At 61.5% G+C, this 15,694-nt stretch carries 13 protein-coding genes; 7 read left to right on the forward strand and 6 right to left on the reverse strand.

Going from position 1 to position 15,694, the window contains the following annotated elements; all coding sequences use genetic code 11:
• Positions 1-12: 12 nt before the first annotated feature.
• The 4 genes from JFT58_RS10890 to JFT58_RS10905 all read right to left on the reverse strand — a co-directional run bounded on the left by JFT58_RS10890 (position 13) and on the right by JFT58_RS10905 (position 4,826).
• Positions 13-1,680 (reverse strand): bifunctional protein-serine/threonine kinase/phosphatase, encoded by a 1,668-nt coding sequence (locus JFT58_RS10890; protein WP_198834380.1) that lies wholly within the window; start codon positions 1,678-1,680, stop codon positions 13-15.
• Positions 1,680-2,891 carry a nitrate/nitrite transporter gene (locus JFT58_RS10895; protein ID WP_032903097.1) on the reverse strand — a complete coding sequence of 404 codons (1,212 nt, stop codon included), beginning with the start codon at positions 2,889-2,891 and terminating at the stop codon, positions 1,680-1,682. Before JFT58_RS10895 ends, JFT58_RS10890 begins: the two co-directional genes overlap by 1 nt.
• A 146-nt stretch (positions 2,892-3,037) precedes the next feature.
• The gene (locus tag JFT58_RS10900; protein ID WP_003193274.1) at positions 3,038-3,613 is read right to left on the reverse strand and encodes an ANTAR domain-containing response regulator; all 576 of its coding nucleotides are present in this window, start codon (positions 3,611-3,613) and stop codon (positions 3,038-3,040) included.
• Positions 3,614-3,626: 13 nt separating this feature from the next.
• Positions 3,627-4,826 (reverse strand): CmpA/NrtA family ABC transporter substrate-binding protein, encoded by a 1,200-nt coding sequence (locus JFT58_RS10905; RefSeq protein WP_054897187.1) that lies wholly within the window; start codon positions 4,824-4,826, stop codon positions 3,627-3,629.
• A gap of 246 nt (positions 4,827-5,072) precedes the next feature.
• Here JFT58_RS10905 and JFT58_RS10910 point away from each other — a divergent pair, with 246 nt between their 5' ends.
• The 5 genes from JFT58_RS10910 to JFT58_RS10930 all read left to right on the forward strand — a co-directional run bounded on the left by JFT58_RS10910 (position 5,073) and on the right by JFT58_RS10930 (position 8,336).
• Positions 5,073-5,993, forward strand: coding sequence for a secretin N-terminal domain-containing protein (locus JFT58_RS10910; protein WP_229999634.1), 921 nt, complete (start codon positions 5,073-5,075; stop codon positions 5,991-5,993).
• A 14-nt stretch (positions 5,994-6,007) separates the two neighbouring features.
• Positions 6,008-6,223: a FliM/FliN family flagellar motor switch protein gene (locus JFT58_RS10915; protein ID WP_054897186.1), complete on the forward strand. Its 216-nt coding sequence runs from the start codon at positions 6,008-6,010 to the stop codon at positions 6,221-6,223.
• Positions 6,224-6,387: 164 nt separating this feature from the next.
• Positions 6,388-6,777, forward strand: coding sequence for a winged helix-turn-helix domain-containing protein (locus tag JFT58_RS10920; protein WP_054897216.1), 390 nt, complete (start codon positions 6,388-6,390; stop codon positions 6,775-6,777).
• A complete protein-coding gene (locus JFT58_RS10925) occupies positions 6,764-7,231 on the forward strand; it encodes a transglycosylase SLT domain-containing protein (RefSeq protein WP_054897185.1) in 468 nt (155 codons plus the stop codon). The genes JFT58_RS10920 and JFT58_RS10925 overlap by 14 nt, the downstream gene beginning before the upstream one ends.
• An 85-nt stretch (positions 7,232-7,316) precedes the next feature.
• Positions 7,317-8,336: a quinone-dependent dihydroorotate dehydrogenase gene (locus JFT58_RS10930; protein ID WP_034128370.1), complete on the forward strand. Its 1,020-nt coding sequence runs from the start codon at positions 7,317-7,319 to the stop codon at positions 8,334-8,336.
• Between the two features lie 127 nt (positions 8,337-8,463).
• On the opposite strand, the gene rmf is transcribed toward JFT58_RS10930, so the two are convergent.
• Positions 8,464-8,679, reverse strand: a complete 216-nt coding sequence (rmf, locus tag JFT58_RS10935) for a ribosome modulation factor (RefSeq protein ID WP_002553055.1) — start codon at positions 8,677-8,679, stop codon at positions 8,464-8,466.
• A 532-nt stretch (positions 8,680-9,211) separates the two neighbouring features.
• On the opposite strand from rmf, the gene rlmKL reads away from it, so the two are divergent.
• Together rlmKL and JFT58_RS10945 are read left to right on the forward strand one after the other, a co-directional pair.
• Positions 9,212-11,476: a bifunctional 23S rRNA (guanine(2069)-N(7))-methyltransferase RlmK/23S rRNA (guanine(2445)-N(2))-methyltransferase RlmL gene (gene rlmKL / locus JFT58_RS10940; protein ID WP_034128371.1), complete on the forward strand. Its 2,265-nt coding sequence runs from the start codon at positions 9,212-9,214 to the stop codon at positions 11,474-11,476.
• Positions 11,477-11,700: 224 nt separating this feature from the next.
• Positions 11,701-14,088, forward strand: a complete 2,388-nt coding sequence (locus JFT58_RS10945; protein WP_089041910.1) for a sensor domain-containing diguanylate cyclase — start codon at positions 11,701-11,703, stop codon at positions 14,086-14,088.
• A gap of 129 nt (positions 14,089-14,217) precedes the next feature.
• Here the strand turns inward: JFT58_RS10945 and dacB are convergent, their stop codons facing one another.
• A complete protein-coding gene (dacB, locus tag JFT58_RS10950; RefSeq protein WP_034128373.1) occupies positions 14,218-15,678 on the reverse strand; it encodes a D-alanyl-D-alanine carboxypeptidase/D-alanyl-D-alanine endopeptidase in 1,461 nt (486 codons plus the stop codon).
• Positions 15,679-15,694 lie beyond the last annotated feature (16 nt).

Raw genomic sequence — 15,694 nt, forward strand, 5'->3', positions numbered from 1 at the left:
GCATTCTGCCCGTTAGTGGTGCATCAACCAGTACAGCAGCACCAGATTGAGCAAAAGCGAGGCCATCGCCAGGGTCTGCCAGACTTTCAAGGGTTCGCGTTCGAGCAAGGGGCGTGGGCGTACGCTCAATTCGCGGCGATCGGCCTGCTCCAGCACCAATAGCCATTCTTCGGCGGTTTCATAACGTTGGGCCGAGACAGCGGTCACCGCTCGTTCCAGGCTGTGTGGCAACCATTCCGGCAAGTCGGGGCGATAACGGCTGGCGCTGACGGGTTGGGAAAACCTGGGCCGTTGGAAGGCCTCGATTTCACCGTAGGGGTAATGCCCGGTCAGCAGGTAATACAAGGTCACGCCGACGCTATATAAGTCCTGTTGTGCCGTAGGCTGCTCGCCAGCGAACGCCTCGGGCGCGATGAAACTCGGTGTGCCGGGCAGCAGGTGCGCACGGTCCTCGGAGAGCCCGGGGCAATAGGCCAGGCCGAAGTCCAGCACCCGCAGTTCGCCATCTTCTCGCAGCAGCAGGTTTTCTGGCTTGATGTCGCGGTGCAGGATCTGCCGGCGATGCAACAGGCCCACGGCGCGCAGCAAGCGTTCGGCAATCGACTGCCATTGTGCCAACGGCAGCGGGCCCTGTTGTTGGAACAGTTGGGCCAGGGTTTGCCCGGCGTATTCGCGCATCACGTAGTACAAATGCTGACGGCCACTGGCGGCATGCACTTCGGGAAAGGCCCGGCCGGCGACCCGGCGCAGAAACCATTCCTCCGATAACAAGGCCTGGGCGGCGTCGGTATCGTCGCAACGCAACGGCAAGGTCTTGAGCAGCCAGGGTTGCCCCTGGGCGTCGTGCACGCGGTACAGCAACGACTGCCGACTCTGCGCCAGCACGCTTTGCACCTGCCAGCCTTCAAAGGTTTGCCCGACTTTCAGCGGTGGCGGCAGTGGCCATTGCTGCAACTGCACCAAGGCGTCGCCGAGGGTGGCCGCGCCGAGTTGATCGATGCGCACCAGCAAGGCGCTGGCGTTGTCTTGACTACCCGCCAGGTGGGCGGCGTTGACCAGGGTGTTGACGGCCAGCTCGAGGTCGCTTTGTTCGCGCAGGATCGCGCCGATGCTGTGATCGCCCAGCGTGGCCCACACCCCATCGCTGAGTAGCAGGAAACACTCGCCCTCGCGCAATGGACCATCGAGGAAGTCCAGCACCAAGTGCTGATCCAGGCCGAGGGCGCGCTTGAGTACATGCTGCATGCCCGGCTGTTCCCACACATGGTCTTCACTGATGCGTTGCAACTCTCCGTCAAGCCAACGATACACCCGGCAATCACCGACATGGGCCAGGGTGAAACGCTGGCCGCGAAACACCAGGGCGCTCAGGGTGGTGAGCAACGGTTGGCCGCCGCCGTTGGCTTGCAACCAGCGATTCTGCGCCAGTAACAAGCGCTCCAGCGCCTGGGCCACGCCCCAGGTCTGTGGCGTAGCGTAGTAGTCCAGGGCCAGGGCCTGCAGGGTCGAGCGTGCGGCCAGGCCACCGTCGGCGCACTGGCTGACGCCGTCGGCCAGCGCGCACAGGTAGCCTTTGCTCGCGGCCAGTTCCGCCATGGGCGTGACCACCCGAAGCGCATCCTGGTTCTCGCTGCGCGGGCCGATGGCACTGGCCTGGGCGACGCTCAGTTGCAGGCTCATCAGACGCGGGCGGCGGTCACGGCGGCCGAACCCCAGGTGGTTCTCCAGCGCCGTTTCACCCCATGCAGGCCGAACCAGGCCAACACACCGAGGCTGGCGAACAACCACAGGGCCAGTTGATAGCTGCCAGTACTCTGCTTGATCGCGCCCATGCCCGCCGCAAGGGCGAAGCCACCGATGCCACCGGCCATGCCGATCAGGCCGGTCATGACGCCGATCTCACTGCGAAAACGCTGCGGCACCAGTTGGAATACCGCCCCATTGCCAGCGCCCAGGCCGAGCATGGTGCAGACGAAAAGCGCCAAGGCTGCGTAGGAACTGGGCAGGTTGAACCCCACTGCCGCAATGCAGATCACCGCCACGCTGTACATGCCGAGCAGGGTCTTGATCCCGCCGAACCGGTCTGCCAGGGCGCCACCCAATGGGCGCATCAGGCTGCCGCCGAACACACAGGCGGCGGTGTAATAGCCGGCGGTCACCGGGCTCAGGCCGTACTGGTCGTTGAAGTAGCCGGGCAGGGCGCTGGCCAGGCCGATAAACCCGCCGAAGGTCACGCTGTAGAAAAACATGAACCACCAGCTGTCGCGGTCGCCCAGGGCCTTGAAGTAGTCGGCCATGGATTTGGCTTTCGGCCGTTCAGGCGCATTGCGCGCAAGCCAGGCGAATACGATCAGGGTCAGCACCAGTGGGATCAGCGCAAAGCCGAATACATTGCTCCAACCAAAGGCGGCCGCCAGCACGGGCGCCAGCAACGCCGCAAACACGGTGCCGGAGTTACCGGCGCCGGCGATGCCCATCGCCTTGCCCTGGTGCTCCGCGGGGTACCACTGTGACGCCAAAGGCAGGGCGACCGCGAAGGACGCACCGGCCATGCCCAGGAACATGCCCAGCAGCAGCGCTTGTTCGTAGCTGTGGATCCCCAGTTTCCAGGCGCAGAACAGCGCCACGATCACAATCACCTGGCCAATCAGCCCGGCGGTCTTGGGCGACAGCTTGTCGGCCAGCATCCCCATCAAGAAGCGCAGTACCGCGCCCGCCAGGATTGGGGTGGCCACCACCAGGCCGCGCTGTTGGGTGGTCAGGTGCAAATCAGCGGCAATCTGCACCGCCAGGGGGCCCAGCAGGTACCAGACCATGAAGCTCAGGTCGAAATACAGGAACGCGGCAAACAGGGTCGGGGTGTGCCCGGATTTCCAGAAGCTTGATTTCATCACGCACCTCAACGGTTGGGGGTCTAGAAACGAAAAAACGCCGCCACCGGGTTCGCGAGGGCAAACCGGGTGGGCGACGTCTTTGTCGTGAAGGGGCAACCGCCGTTGGCTACCTGTGATAATTCTTTAGCAAGAGCTGAGCCAGATCAGCCGAGCAACTCGCTCATGGCAATAATCTGCTCCGCCACCTGGATCAGTTTCTGTTGACGGCTCATGGCCTGGCGGCGCATCAGGGTGTAGGCCTCTTCCTCGTTGCAGCTCTTCATCTTCATCAGCAGGCCCTTGGCCAACTCGATGCGCTTGCGCTCGGCCAGTTGCTGGTCGCGGGCATGGAGCTGGGCGCGCAGGGCCTGGTCACTCTCGAAGCGCGCCATGGCCACATCGAGGATCGGTTGCAGGCGCTGGGCCTGGATGCCTTCGACGATATAGGCACTGACGCCGGACTTGATGGCCTGGCGCATCACATTAGGGTCGTGCTCGTCGGTGAACATCACGATGGGCCGTGGCTGATCGCGGCTGACCAGCACCACTTGCTCCATCACATCGCGCCCGGGTGACTCGGTATCGATCAGGATCACATCAGGACGCACTGTTTCGACGCGTGCGGGCAGGTCGATGGTCAAGCCGGACTCATCGATCACCTCGAAGCCGGCCTCGGTCAATGCGGCCTTGAGGCGCCCGACCTTGCGCGGGGTGTCGTTGATCAACAGGATTCGCAGCATCGTCGGGCTCCTGTCAGCGCAGCGCTTGGCGATTGGCATCATCGGCCAGGGCATGCAGGTGGAAGCTGCGGGCGTAGCCAGCGGGGTCGCTGCCGTCCCAGGTCTTGCCGTCGAGCAACTGGCTGCGGCGCATGTCCGAGTCGCCTGCGTTAATGCCCAGCGCCTCGGCAGCCTGGCGATACAGTGCCAATTGCTGAACTTGCCGGGCAACGCCCAGGTAGTCAGGGTCTTCCCGCAGCAAGCCCCAGCGCCGGAACTGGGTCATGAACCACATGCCATCGCTGAGGTAAGGCAGGTTCACCTCGCCGTCGGCGAAAAAGCGCAGTGCATGGGGATCCTGCCAGTGGTTGCCCAGGCCATCGTCATAGTGCCCCAGCAGGCGCGGTTCGATGCAGGCCACAGGTGCGTCGAGGTATTCACTGGCACTGAGCAACTGGGCGGTAGAGCGGCGGTTTTCACGGCTCTGCTCGATAAACCGGCTGGCCTCGAGGATCGCCATGACCAGTACGCGTGCGGTATTGGGGTACGCGTCAGCGAAGGCTTGGGTGCAGCCCAGGACTTTTTCCGGGTGGTCCGGCCAGATTGCCTGGCTGGTCGCCAGGGTAAAGCCCTGGTTTTGTTGCACTGCGCTGGCGCACCAGGGTTCACCCACGCAAAGTCCGTCGATGCGTCCGGCTTGCAGGTGCGCCACCATTTGCGGCGGCGGCACCACCACACTGTTCACATCCTGCAATGGATGAATGCCTTGGCTCGCCAGCCAGTAGTACAACCACATGGCATGGGTGCCGGTGGGAAACGTCTGAGCGAAGGTCAGTTTTGTCCGGCTTTGGTGCACATGGCCTTTCAACGCCTCAGGAGTGATCACGCCTTGCTGTTGCAGGCCGTGGGACAGGTTGATGCCCTGGCCATTCTGGTTCAGCCCCATCAGCACTGCCATGGGGCTGGCGGCGACGCCGCCGATGCCCAGGTGTACGGCATAGATCAGCCCGTAGAGACTGTGGGCGGCGTCGAGTTCACCGCTGACCAGCTTATCGCGCAGGTTGGCCCAGGACGCCTGGCGCTTGAGGTTGAGTGTGAGGCCGTAAGGTTGGGCGAAGCCCTGGGTGGCGGCGACCACCAACGAGGCGCAATCGGTCAGGGCCATGAACCCAAGGTCCAGGCTGCTCTTTTCCGGGGCATCGCTGCCGTGTACCCAAGCCAGCGGATCGTTCATCAATACCTGCCTTTTCTGAAAAAAAAGCGCCGTTTCCCAGGCTGGCGTTACAGGCCATTGCAGGGAAACGACGCCTCTGTCCGTAGGCCCGTACCGCCGTTGGTGCGAGCCTGATACAGAGTGCATAGCAAGGCACATGCCATGGGTGGGCCGGTGCAACTGGCCGTCAACTTTCCATCATGATTGAACCTCGTGCGCCTCGCAGTATGGCCGCTTCCTCAGGCCAGACCGCCAGGCATTCCCACGGTGCACGCTGATTTCCTCGCAACCCTCAATTGCCGCTGGCTGTACAGCGTGCTGCTGTGCGCCGCGCTGTTGCTGGGCAGTCGCACGGCCTGTGGCGAGGTGTACCAGGCACAGGATGAGGGGCTGCCGGCTTTCTTTGCTGCGTTGTCTGTGTCATTGGGCCTGCCCGTGGTGACCAGCCGTGCCGTGGCTAGTAGGCAGGTGAGCGGAGCGTTCGATTTTGCGGCGCCGCAACAGGTCATTGAAACGCTCGCCGCGCGCGAAGGCTTGATCTGGCACAGCGATGGCCAAGTGTTGCACGTCTACGCTGCCGACGAAGCGAGAAGCTCGGCGGTGGCGCTGCAACATATTAGTGTCGACAGGCTGCGTGGCATCATGCGGCGTGCAGGGCTGGATGAGCCGCGTTATCCGCTGCGCCCAAACGGGGCTCGCATGTTCTACGTGTCCGGGCCTCCCAGCTATGTCGATCATATATTGCGGCTGACGCAACTGATGGATCGACCCCCTCGCAAGTTGCCAGAGCGCCCGCCTGCATTTGGCGTGGTGCAAGTGGTCAATTTCCCGGTGGAAGATCACCCGCACGGCGTGGGTACCAACAGGGGCCTGGTACCAGGCATGCTCTCGATGATCCATGCCCGGCTATCCCAGGCGCAGAGGGTCCGGTTGGCCGACGGCCGCCTTGCGTTGCTGGCCTATCCGGATACCAACAGTGTGTTGATCAAGGGCTCGCCTGCCCAGGTGAAAGTTATCGAGAAACTGCTGGCCGAGCTGGATGTGGCCCAGGTGCTGAGTGAAACCTTGCCAGGGCAGGCGCATGCCGGTGGTGGCGACCCGCAGGTCGGGCCACCTCAGTTGACCGCCGCGCAATATGAGCGTGTGCAACGTGCGTTCCTACGGACGGAGCGCGAGTTTTCCCCCTGAAAAGGCATTTGTCCATGCACCTGGAAATACTGCTGCAGGAGCGATTGATCAGCCGCAAGCGTTTGGCCGCGTTCGCGCCGGGAAAGGTGCTGCCCTTGGACCCAGGCGTCACACGATGTGTGGAGGTGCGGGTCAATGGACAACTGATGGCGTTAGGTGAGTTGGTGCAGTTGGAGGACCGGCTAGGGGTTGAGTTGCAGGAGACTTTCCAGGAGTGGCTGTCGCGATAAGGGGTGCAAGCGATTTGTCTGACCGGCAGCGGCCCAAAAAAAACCATTGAATGGGTTTTTTCCTAACGCGAGTCTGCGGGGCGGTTTTTATAGTCGTGCCAATGGCAGGTGAGCCGGTTCACACAGTAAGGATTTGAATGTCAGTAGTCGATACAGAGGTGCGTATGGCCGTCGTGACGCAAGAAGCGGCGGCATCCCTGGTCTTCGCTCGCTGGACCTTGCACGGCGATGGTCGTTTGATAGGCGCGGATGCGGATATACAGCTGCCTCCCAAGGAGGGGCAGGTGCTGAGGTTGCTGCTGGCCTCCGGTGGCGCACTGATGACCAAGGACCGCTTGCTGGAACTGGCCTGGCCTCGGGGCGAGGTAGCCGATGAGTCACTTACGCGTTGTATTTATTCCCTGCGCAAGCATTTGAGGGCCGACAAAGGCTTTATCAAGACTATTTATGGCAAGGGCTATCGCTTTACATGCCCGGTACGGGTGGGTGATCAACCGAGGGCTGTCCTGCACCTGTGCGCCGTCTGTGGTCAGGCCAGTAATGTTAAAAGTTAGGGTCGGGGGCAGAGGCCTGTTGTTCAGTGTGCTGATGGGCTGTAACCCGGCATGGGCCTATTGCTGGGAAGAGGCGGCCAGCCGCTACGATCTCGAGCCAGAGTTACTGCAGGCTATCGCCTCAGTCGAGTCGGGTTCCCGTGCGCAAGCGATGAACTACAGCAACCGAAACGGCACACGGGATATTGGCTTGATGCAGATAAACAGCATTCACCTGCCTCGTTTGCTCAAGCAGGGTATTACCGAAGAGCGGTTGTTGAACGAACCTTGCCTGTCGGTGGAAGTAGGCGCCTCGATTCTTGCCGATTTTATACAGCGTTTTGGCTACAACTGGACGGCAGTGGGCGCTTACAACGTTGGGCCCGGCCCCGGCCCTCAGCGTGAGGCATTACGCCTGCGCTACGCCGAGAGGATCTGGGTGCGCTATGAGGCCTTGATGGCGCAGCGTCAATGAGATCGAGTGTCATGCCTCGCATGCAACCCACCGCCGCGGCTATAATCACCGCCACCTTTTACCGCCATCCGAGTCTAGCCCGCCCATGTATAACCTGGCCCGCCAGCTGTTGTTCAAACTCTCCCCGGAAACCTCCCACGATCTGTCTCTGGACCTGATCGGTGCTGGTGGCCGCCTGGGGCTCAATGGCCTGGTATGCAAGGCACCGGCGAAAATGCCGGTGTCGGTGATGGGGCTCGACTTCCCCAACCCGGTCGGGCTGGCAGCCGGTCTGGACAAGAACGGCGCCGCCATCGACGGGTTTGCGCAGTTGGGTTTCGGCTTTGTCGAAATCGGCACCGTGACCCCACGGCCGCAACCGGGCAACCCCAAGCCCCGCATTTTCCGCCTGCCGGAAGCGGAGGCGATCATTAATCGCATGGGCTTCAATAACCTCGGCGTCGACCATCTGCTGTCGCGGGTTCAGGCGGCGAAATACACCGGCATCCTGGGTATCAACATCGGCAAGAACTTTGACACCCCTGTGGAACGTGCGGTGGATGACTACCTGATATGCCTGGACAAGGTCTACGCCCACGCCAGCTATGTCACCGTCAACGTCAGCTCGCCCAACACTCCGGGCCTGCGCAGCCTGCAATTTGGCGATTCCCTCAAGCAACTGCTCGAAGCCTTGCGTCAGCGCCAGGAAGACCTGGCCGTGCGTCATGGCAAGCGTGTGCCGCTGGCCATCAAGATCGCGCCGGACATGAGCGATGAAGAAACCGTCCTGGTGGCCCAGGCCCTGGTGGATTCAGGGATGGACGCGGTGATTGCAACCAATACCACCCTCAGCCGCATGGGTGTCGAGGGCCTGGCCCATGGTGACGAGGCGGGCGGCCTGTCGGGCGCGCCAGTGCGTGACAAGAGCACCCATATCGTCAAGGTGCTGGCGGCCGAGTTGGCCGGGCGTTTGCCGATCATCGCGGTGGGCGGTATCACCGAAGGCAAACACGCGGCTGAGAAGATCGCGGCCGGCGCCAGCCTGGTGCAGTTGTACTCCGGCTTCATCTACAAAGGCCCGGCATTGATTCGCCAGTCGGTGGATGCCATCGCTGCCTTGCGCTGACAATCTGCTGGGCAATAAAAAGGGCTCCATAAAGGAGCCCCTGGGCCGAAGCCCGCCGCCCGGATGGGGCGCGCGTGGTTAAGTCGTTACTCGTTCAGAGATGTGTGTCGGAATAAAGTGCCCCTGATTAGCCGACGGCGTGAAGTTCGTTGAGTCTGTGGATGCCCGCAGTGCCAGTCATACCGTCCCAGTTGTCGCCGCGTCCTTCTCGCCAGCCGTTGATCCAGGCTTGGCGTACCGACGGTAGAGTAAATGGGCAAAGCTCACGGGATTTTCCATGAACGCCATATTGATATCCGCGTAAAAATGCTCTTTCCAACGGATCACGCTTAAGTCTTCTCATAGGGTGTTTCCCTCACTTGTTGACTGTCTAGATATCCTTCGGCCTTGTCCAAGGCCGGGCAGAGTTTTTCTGCCGTTGGTGGGCTCGCTGCCGGCGTGGCGAGCCGATGTGTCGGCACCGTTACGGCGCCAACCTGTGTTGAGTTCTAACCAATAGGTCACATGTATTCAATGATCGTTTTGTCATAAGCACGTAACGATAACGATGCTATAGCCATAAGCTGGGATGGTTATTCGCCCCTTTTATAGGGCAAAGCCAGCTATGATGTGCCCTGCACAGAGGAAAGGTTTAATCCCTTGGTGAGAATGACCGCCTGTTGCAGTCGGTTATTATTCGACGAAGGGTCGGAATATTTCTTTTTATTGCACAACATTCTTCTTCTGCCTCGCCAATAAAGGCTCAAGGGCCCGTCAGACGGGGTGGAACGGCACATTCGTGCCACGCGAGCACTCTTCGAGAAAAGTGCTTGATTGAAAACCGAACCGGCGATGCGTCGCCTGTTCACTTATTGCTGAAAAGCCTGGAATGCCCCATGTCGGACCGTTTTGAACTCTTCCTCACCTGCCCCAAGGGCCTCGAAGGCCTGCTGATCGAGGAAGCCGTCGGGCTTGGCCTTGAGGAAGCCCGCGAGCACACCTCGGCCGTGCGCGGCATGGCCGACATGGAAACCGCCTACCGCCTGTGCCTCTGGTCGCGCCTGGCCAACCGTGTGTTGCTGGTGCTCAAACGCTTCCCGATGAAGGACGCCGAAGATCTTTACCACGGCGTGCTGGACATCGAATGGGCTGACCACATGGTCCCCGACGGTACCCTTGCGGTGGAGTTCAGCGGGCACGGCTCGGGCATCGACAACACCCACTTCGGCGCGCTGAAGGTCAAGGATGCGATCGTCGACAAACTGCGCACCCCGACCGGCGAACGTCCGTCCATCGACAAGATTAACCCTGACCTGCGCATTCACCTGCGCCTGGACCGTGGCGAAGCCATCCTGTCCCTGGACCTATCCGGCCACAGCCTGCACCAGCGCGGCTACCGCCTGCAGCAGGGCGCGGCACCGCTGAAGGAAAACCTGGCGGCGGCGATCCTGATCCGCGCCGGCTGGCCGCGTATTGCGGCCGAAGGCGGCGCGCTGACAGACCCGATGTGCGGTGTGGGTACCTTTCTGGTCGAGGGCGCGATGATCGCCGCCGACATGGCCCCCAACCTCAATCGTGAACTGTGGGGGTTCACCACCTGGCTGGGCCACGTCCCGGCGCTGTGGAAAAAACTGCACGCAGAAGCCACTGAGCGCGCCGCTATCGGCATGAACAAGCCGCCGTTGTGGGTGCGTGGCTATGAAGCCGACCCACGCTTGATCCAGCCTGCTCGCAATAACATCGAGCGCGCCGGGCTGAGCCATTGGATCAAGGTGTACCAAGGCGAAGTCGGTACTTTCGAGCCGCGCCCGGACCAGAACCAGAAAGGCCTGGTCATCTGCAACCCACCTTACGGCGAGCGCCTGGGTGATGAAGCCAGCCTGTTGTACCTCTACCAGAACCTCGGCGAACGCCTGCGCCAGGCCTGCATGGGCTGGGAAGCGGCGGTGTTTACCGGCGCGCCGGACCTGGGCAAGCGCATGGGTATCCGTAGCCACAAACAGTATTCGTTCTGGAACGGCGCATTGCCGTGCAAGTTGCTGCTGATCAAGGTCAACCCGGATCAGTTCGTCACGGGCGAGCGCCGCACTCCTGAACAGCGTCAGGCCGAACGTGAGCAAGCGGCCTACGACCAGGCCCCGAGCGAGCCGGCAGAGCGTCAGTACAACAAGAACGGCAACCCGATCAAGCCCGCCCCGGCCCCCGTGGTGGAACAGGCGCGCTTGAGCGAAGGCGGGCAGATGTTCGCCAACCGCCTGCAGAAGAACCTCAAGCTGTTGGGCAAATGGGCCAAGCGCGAAGGGGTGGATTGCTACCGTGTGTATGACGCCGACATGCCTGAATACTCCATGGCCATCGACCTGTACCACGATTGGGTGCACGTACAGGAATACGCCGCGCCTAAATCCATCGACCCGGAAAAAGCCTCGGCCCGCATGTTCGATGCCCTGGCGGCAATTCCCCAGGCACTGAACGTCGACAAGAGCCGTGTGGTGGTCAAGCGTCGTGAGCGTCAGAGCGGCACCAAGCAATACGAGCGTCAGAGTGCCCAAGGCAAATTCACCGAGGTCAGTGAAGGCGGGGTTAAGTTGCTGGTCAACCTCACTGATTACCTGGACACCGGCCTGTTCCTCGACCATCGCCCAATGCGCATGCGCATCCAGAAGGAAGCGGCGGGCAAGCGCTTCCTCAATCTGTATTGCTACACCGCCACAGCCAGTGTGCATGCTGCCAAGGGCGGCGCGCGCAGCACCACCAGCGTCGACCTGTCCAAGACCTACCTGGACTGGGCGCGTCGCAATTTCTCCCTCAACGGCTTCTCCGACAAGAACCGCCTGGAACAGGGTGACGTGATGGCGTGGCTGGAAGCGAGCCGCGATGAATTCGACATGATTTTCATCGACCCGCCGACCTTCTCCAACTCCAAGCGCATGGAAGGCATCTTCGACGTGCAGCGTGACCATGTGCAGTTGCTCGACCTGGCCATGGCGCGCCTGGCGCCGGGTGGCGTGCTGTACTTCTCCAACAACTTCCGCAAGTTCCAGCTGGAAGACAACCTCAGCGAACGCTATGCGGTCGAGGAGATCAGCGACAAGACCATCGACCCGGATTTTGCGCGCAATGCCAAGATCCACCGCGCCTGGAAAATCACCGCACGCTGATTTCCCCCTATAGGAGCGAGCTTCTGTGGCGAGGGAGCTTGCTCCCGCTGGGCTGCGCAGCGGCCCCGGAAACTTGCGGGCGCTTCGCACCCGAGCGGGAGCAAGCTCCCTCGCCACAATAAGCCAGTTGACGGTTTTGCGCTGGTCAAACCCATGACCGATGGCTATAACTTAAGCCCTAGCCAAAGTGACACCCCCGCACACTGGCGCTGTGAGTGTTGCCTATGCCGATGCAAGTCGTTCGCCCGAAAATCCTTGGTTTTATCAGTGAGCAGGCATCGGCTTGGCTGGTGGCATTGGTGGTGTTAGTGGTTGGTAGCGCGCTGACGGTGGTCGTCGCGTGGGCGGCGTCCGACCTGTATCAGCAACAGGTGCGCCAGCGGTTCCAGTTGCTGGTCAACGAGCGCTACAGCCGCATCCAGGAACGTTTTGAAGACCAGGAACAACGCCTGGGCAGCCTGCAGCGTTTCTTCGTCAATTCCGGCGAGGTGTCCCGCAACGAGTTCGACGGTTTCGCCAAACCGCTGTTGTTGCATGCCCGTGCTTATGCCTGGGCACCACGGATATTTCGCACGCAGCGCAGCCTGTTTGAACAGGACATTTCTCGCCAGCGTGGCATTCCCTTCAGTATCCGCGAACTGAATACCTCCGGTGAATTGGCGCCAGCGGCCGAGCGCGATGAATACGTACCGGTGCTGTACAGCCAGACGCAGAGTTTGCTGGGCTCGCCGCTGGGCTTTGATTTGCTGGCGCAGCCCCTGCGCCGTGCAGCGCTGGAGCGTGCACAACAAAGCGGCCAGTTGGCGGTGTCACAGCCCATGCAATTGGTGGGGGTGGAGCCCGCTTATGCGGCAGGCGTGTTATTGGTGGCGCCCGTGAGCAAAGTCGCGGGGGCCGAGCCTTATGGTTTTGTGATGGCGGTGATCAGCATGCGCCAGCTGGTGGCCGAGGGGTTGCCCAGGCCCAACCGTGACAACCTGGTGATGCAGATCGTAGACACCTCCGACACCCAGCAACGGGTGTTATATGCGTCCAGTAACGCGTTGGGCAGCAGTGGCTTGACGGCTGCACGCCGCCTCTCCCTGGGCGATCATGTCTACGCTCTTAGCCTGAGCGCCAGCGAAGTGTTCGACAGGGCCAACCATTCTTCGATGCACGCCATTCTGGCGATGGGCGTGTTGCTCAGCGCCTTGCTCAGTGCGCTGCTTTACATGTTGGTCAGCCAGCGCCAGCGCGCACTGAAACTGGTGGAGCAACGCACCGTTCAATTGCGTGCCCGTGAGCAGGAGTTGCGTGGCGCCCATGGGCAACTGCGCAGCGTGTTGAATGCGGCGACTCAAGTGGCGATCATTGCCACTGACCTGCGCGGTGTGATCAACACCTTCAATGCCGGTGCCGAACAGATGTTGGGCTTCAAGGCCGAGGAGGTGCTTGGGCATATGACCTTGGACCGTCTGCATGTGGCCGTGGAACTCGACGCCCGCGCCGAGGCGTTGAGCAGGGCGCTGGGCAAGCGCATTCCAGCGAGTCAGGCGATGCTGGTGGAGAGCCCGGACAGTCAACATGAAGGACGTGAGTGGACGCTGGTGCGCAAGGATGGCAGCCAGTTGACGGTCAACATGTTGCCGACCGTGCTCTTGGATGACCATGGCCTATGGGTCGGGCACCTGGCGATTTACCTGGATGTCACCGAGCAAAAGCGCGCCTATGAGGCCCTTGCCGTCCGCGACCGCCTGCTGAAAAAACTCAGCGCCCATGTGCCTGGTGGCATCTTCCAGTTCACCCTGGAGCCCCAGGACAACGGGCGTTTCATCTATGCCAGCGAAGGCATGCGCGATATCTATGAAATCGAGCTGGGCATGCTGCAGAAGGATGCGCGCACGGTCCTGGAGCGCATTCACCCTTTGGATCTGGAGCGAGTGCGTGCGTCGATACGCCTTTCTGCGTTGCAAATGAGCCATTGGCGAGAAGAGTACCGCGTGCAATTACCCCAGCGAGGCCTGCGCTGGATTCGCGGCGAAGCGACGCCGGAAGAGTTGCCGGGAGGCGGTACGCTTTGGCACGGTTATGTATCGGATATTTCTGATCTCAAACGGGTCGAGGAAGAACTGCGCGCGCTGTCCATCACCGACTCCCTGACAGGGATCTATAACCGGCGCTATTTCCAGGATCGTCTCAAGGGCGAAATGCTTCGGCTCAACCGTATATCTGGCGCGCTGTCGTTGATCATGCTCGATATCGACCACTTCAAGCGCATCAACGATCAGCACGGCCATGCCGTGGGCGACAGCGTGTTGCAGGAGTTGTGCAAGCGTATCGGCCAACGCTTGCGCCGCACCGATGTGTTTTGCCGGATCGGCGGGGAAGAGTTCGTGGTGCTGTGCCCCAACACCGATGGCGCTCAGGCCTACAGCCTGGCGATACAGTTGTGGCAGTCGTTGCGCGATGCGGCGATGGAACCGGTGGGAGTGGTCACCGCCAGCTTCGGCGTGGCCAGTTGGCGGATTGACGAAGGCATCGATGGGTTGCTGCTGCGCGCTGATTCGGCTGTGTATGTGGCCAAGCAGGCGGGCAGGGACCGGGTACAGGTGTGTGGGAGCGGGCTTGAATGATCGTTCCCACGCTCTGCGTGGGAATGCATCCTAAGACGCTCCGCGTCACGCCTTGAGCGCGGACGCAGAGCGTCCAAAACAGCATTCCCACGCAGAGCGTGGGAACGATCAGACAGGGTAATGGGGTGCTTAGAGAACCGGCGCGGCCGCAACGGCCTTCGGCTGGCGATACAGGTCTAGCAGCACCTGATCCAACACCGACGAGGCTCCCCAAGGCTTGGAGTCGTTGAGAATCGCCACCACCGCCCAGGTATTGCCATTGTTGTCGCGGCTGTAACCGGCAATGGCGCGTACGGTGTTCAAGGTGCCGGTCTTTACGTGGGCTTCGCCGCGCAAGGCGGTGGTTTTCAGGCGTTTACGCATGGTGCCGTCGGTGCCGGCGATCGGCATCGAGCTGATGTACTCTGCTGCATAAGGGCTTTTCCACGCCGCTTGCAGCATGGCCGCCATCTCCCGGGCGCTGACCCGTTCGGCGCGGGACAGGCCGGAGCCGTTTTCCATCACCAGGTGCGGCGCGGTGATGCCTTTCTTGGCCAGCCACTGGCGCACGACGCGTTGCGCGGCCTTGGCATCGTCGCCATCGGCATCGTTGCGAAACTGTGCACCCAGGCTCAGGAACAACTGCTGGGCCATGGTGTTGTTACTGTATTTGTTGATGTCACGGATGATCTCCGCCAGGTCCGGCGAGAAGGCGCGCGCCAGCACCTTGGCATCCTTGGGCACCGGTGCCTGGATATCACGGCCCTGGATGGTACCGCCCAACTCTTTCCAGATCGCCCGCACGGCGCCTGCGGTGTAGGTGGCGTGGTCGAGCAGCGACAGGTAAGTCTGCGAGCTGCAGCCATCACCCAGTTGGCCGCTGACGGTCACGGTCACGCTGCCGTCGGCGGCGGTCACCGGGCTGTAGCGCACGTCACCGGTGCACTGCTTGGCGTTGGTGACTTTCACCTGGTTGTCGATGCGAATGCTGGCAATCGGCGGCTCGACCGATACGATCACCCGCCCCGAATCATTGCGGGTCACGAAGCGCAGGGCCTTTAGGTTGACCAGCAAGGCGTCGGGCTTGACCAGAAACGGCTTGTTCTCATCGTTGCCGTCGTCGTTGAACTCGGGTAATTGCGGCTGGTTGAAGAAGTTACGGTCCAGCACCAGGTCGCCGGTGACTTGCTGAACGCCATTGGCGCGCAGGTCGCGCATCAGCAGCCAGAGCTTTTCCATGTTCAGCTTGGGGTCGCCGCCGCCCTTGAGGTACAGGTTGCCACGCAATACGCCGCCGCTGAGGGTGCCATCGGTGTAGAACTCGGTCTTCCACTGATGGTTGGGGCCGAGCATTTCCAGGGCCGCGTAAGTGGTGACCAGCTTCATGGTGGAAGCCGGGTTCACCGAGACGTCGGCGTTGAAAACCGTAGGGGTACCAGGGCCGTTCAGGGGCAGCATCACCAGGGACAGCGCGGTATTTTGCAGCTTGGCCTTCTGCAAGGCCTGCGCAACGCTGGGTGGCAGGGTGTTATTGACGGGAGCAGCGGAAACGGAAAAGGCCAGGGGCAAGACAACACTGGCAAGTAACACTGAACGCAAAGATTTGATCATAAGAAATAAAACCCTA

This window comes from Pseudomonas sp. MF6767 (assembly GCF_016405475.1).
GTDB classification, from domain to species: Bacteria; Pseudomonadota; Gammaproteobacteria; order Pseudomonadales; family Pseudomonadaceae; genus Aquipseudomonas; species Aquipseudomonas paracarnis.